The 2,684-nt window shown below is 72.4% G+C and carries 1 protein-coding gene; it reads right to left on the bottom strand.

All coding sequences use genetic code 11. From position 1 onward, the window contains the following. Nucleotides 1-265 precede the first annotated feature (265 nt). Complete coding sequence (locus JAO81_RS29385) at nt 266-2,011, bottom strand: putative Ig domain-containing protein (protein WP_199550992.1); 1,746 nt, start codon at nt 2,009-2,011, stop codon at nt 266-268. Between the last annotated feature and the right edge of the window lie 673 nt (nt 2,012-2,684).

The following is a 2,684-nucleotide window of genomic DNA, read 5'->3' as shown; positions in this document are numbered from 1 at the left end:
GGGCGCGCGCCCCGGCGGACCCCCCCGGGGGGGGCGGGGCACAGGGGGGGGCGGCGCCCCCCCCCCGGGCGGCCCCCGCCAGGGCGCCCGTTCCCCGTATCGCTGCGGCCCTCATGCCCACACCCCTGTTCAAGATCGACAGTTATTGCGAATGGTTCGCAAGTATGCCGCATGTAAGAGGTAGCCAGGTACTGCGGGTCGTACGACGGGCACCTGATCAGCAGAACGCTCGATCAGTGGAACCCACGATCAGCGGAACTCTCGATCAGTAGAAGATGAACCAGCTCACATCGGTGGAAGCCGTCTTGCCCGCGCCGTCCGTCACAGTGATCCGGCTGGTGGTGGATCCCCACTTGGTGGGCGAGCCGGTGATCCGCCCAGACGCGCGGTCGATGCTGACGCCGGCGGGCAGGCCGACGGCCGCGAAGGTACGGGCGCCGCTGCCGCCCGAGGCGACGAGCCGGAGGTCGACCGCCTTGCCGATGTATGCGGTCTGGCTGCCCGGATTCTGCAGCGACAGGGTGCCGCCGCCGTTGTCGCCGACCCTCCATGTGAAGCGCGTGGAGCCGGTCCTGCCGGCGCTGTCGGTCGCCGTGACGGTCACGTTCGAGGTTCCTTCCGTGCTCGCCGCGCCGGAGATGGTGCCGCTCGACGCGTCGATGGCGAAGCCTGCGGGCAGTCCGCCGGCACTCCAGGTGTACGGGGCGGTCCCGCCCTCGGCGCTGTTGGCGACCTCGGCCCGCTGCCCCACGGCGGTGTGCTGGTCGGAGACGGCGGCGACGGTGACCTCGCCGGGCTGCGGGGCACCCGTGACGAGCGTCGCGGAGAACTTGCTCAGCGCTTCGTTGACCGGCTGGAAGATGGTGAAGGTCTCCCCGGAACTGCCGCAGGTGTTGCTGCCACCGCCGGAATGGATACCGACCGCCTTGCCGCCCGACGCGGTCACGTAGCTGCCGCCGGAGTCGCCGCCGGCCGAGCAGGCGTCGGTGTACGACAGGCCGTCGATGACGACGTTGCCGTAGTCGACGGACTGGTTCACCTGGGTCACTTCACCGCAGCGGTACTGACTGGTCTGGCCCGAGCGGCAGACCAGGGTTCCCACGGTGGCGTCCTGCGAGCCCGTGAGCGTGACGTCGCTCTGGCTGTACCCCTCGACCCGGCTACTGAGCGTCCAGGCGGACTGATCGACGTCGACGATGCCGAAGTCGCCCTCGCGGTTGTTGTAGCTGCCGGTGCCGCCCTTGTTGGACGTGCCGACGCGGGTGCCGTCCTTGCCGTACGCGGCCTGGTTCACGTCGTTCGTGCAGTGTCCGGCGGTCACGAAGGCCTTCGCCCCGCCGGCCCGGGTCACGGAGAAGCCGATGGAGCAGGGGCTCTCGCTGCCGGGCACCCACTTCTCGCCGCCGGCGACCTCACCGCCCTGCTGGCGCGGGGTGTCCGCCCCGGTCTCGACGTGCACACGGTCACCGAAGACCTTCAGCGCCTTCAGGAAACCGGGGTCCGCTTGTTCCGCCACCGCCACGCGGACGCGGTTGTCACGGACATCGACCCCCCAACTGCGCACGCCGTCCTTGCCGTTGCCGACGAGGCGGGTGATCTCGTCGGCGACGGCGGCGAGTTCGGGGCCGGAGGGGGCGCCCCCGGGCGGGCGTGCCCCCGCCGCGCGGCCCTCGCCCGCCCCGGCACCGCTGGTCACGGCGGCCGCGAGCGTGCCGCTGCCCGCGTCGAACCAGACACCGGCGAGGCGGTCGCCGAGTTCGCCGCGCAGGGCCGTGGCCGTACGCTGCGCCGCGGCCTCGTCGGCGAGCCGCTCGGCGGCCTCCTGCCGGGTGAGGCCCAGATCGCGCTGAACCGCCTCGACGAGGGCGGTGTCAGGACTGGGCGGTGCGGGGTCGGCCTGGGCGGAGTGCTGCAGCGCGCCGAGCGTCAGCAGGACGCCGGCGGCGGCCGCGCCCCAGGTGACCCCGCTGCGGGGGCGATGTGTTCTGCGATGACCACGGGGGTGAGTCACAGGCGGTTCCTCTCGAAGTCGGGCCGGGGGGAGCCGGCCGCGTGCGGAGGGGGTGCGCCTGGTTGCGGAGAGGCGCGTCTGCTTGACGCAGACACGCCAGGCGCACGCCTGCAGCCTGCTCCTTCGCGGGGCGCGGAGCATGAGGGGAATCCCTTGCGCGGTAAGGGGGTTGGGGCCGCCGGTACCCCATGCGCGCCGGGTGCGGTCGCGGTCTCGCTGTCGGGTGCGGCCCGGTTGCGCCTGCGGCGGGCTGTTTTCCCCTACCCGCCCCTTCCAGAAACCGGGGCTGCGCCCCGGACCCCTTCATCCGAACTTCGTTCGGATCTGCTCAAGCGCCGCAGGGGCTGAAAGACGAAAGACGTCCTCAAACGCCGGACGGGCTGGGTGTGAACGTTCCGTCCAGGGCGGCGCAGGGTGGGTGGGGTTCGGGGGCTGAGTGGGTTCGGGGCTGGGTGGGTTCGGGGCTGGGTGCGTTCGAGGTTGGGTGCGTTCGAGGTTGGGCGGGTTCGGGGTTGGGCGGGTTCGAGGTTGGGCGGGTTCGAGGTTGGGCGGGTTCGAGGTTGGGCGGGTTCGAGGTTGGGCGGGTGGGGAGTCGGGGAGCGCTGCCTGATCGTGCCCTGGGTGGGAGGTCGGCCCCCCCCTCCCCCCCCCCCCCTCGCGCAGGGGGGGCGCG

This window comes from Streptomyces sp. N35 (genome assembly GCF_016464295.1).
Taxonomy (GTDB): domain Bacteria; phylum Actinomycetota; class Actinomycetes; order Streptomycetales; family Streptomycetaceae; genus Streptomyces.
This window is presented reverse-complemented; position numbering and strand designations above follow the sequence as displayed.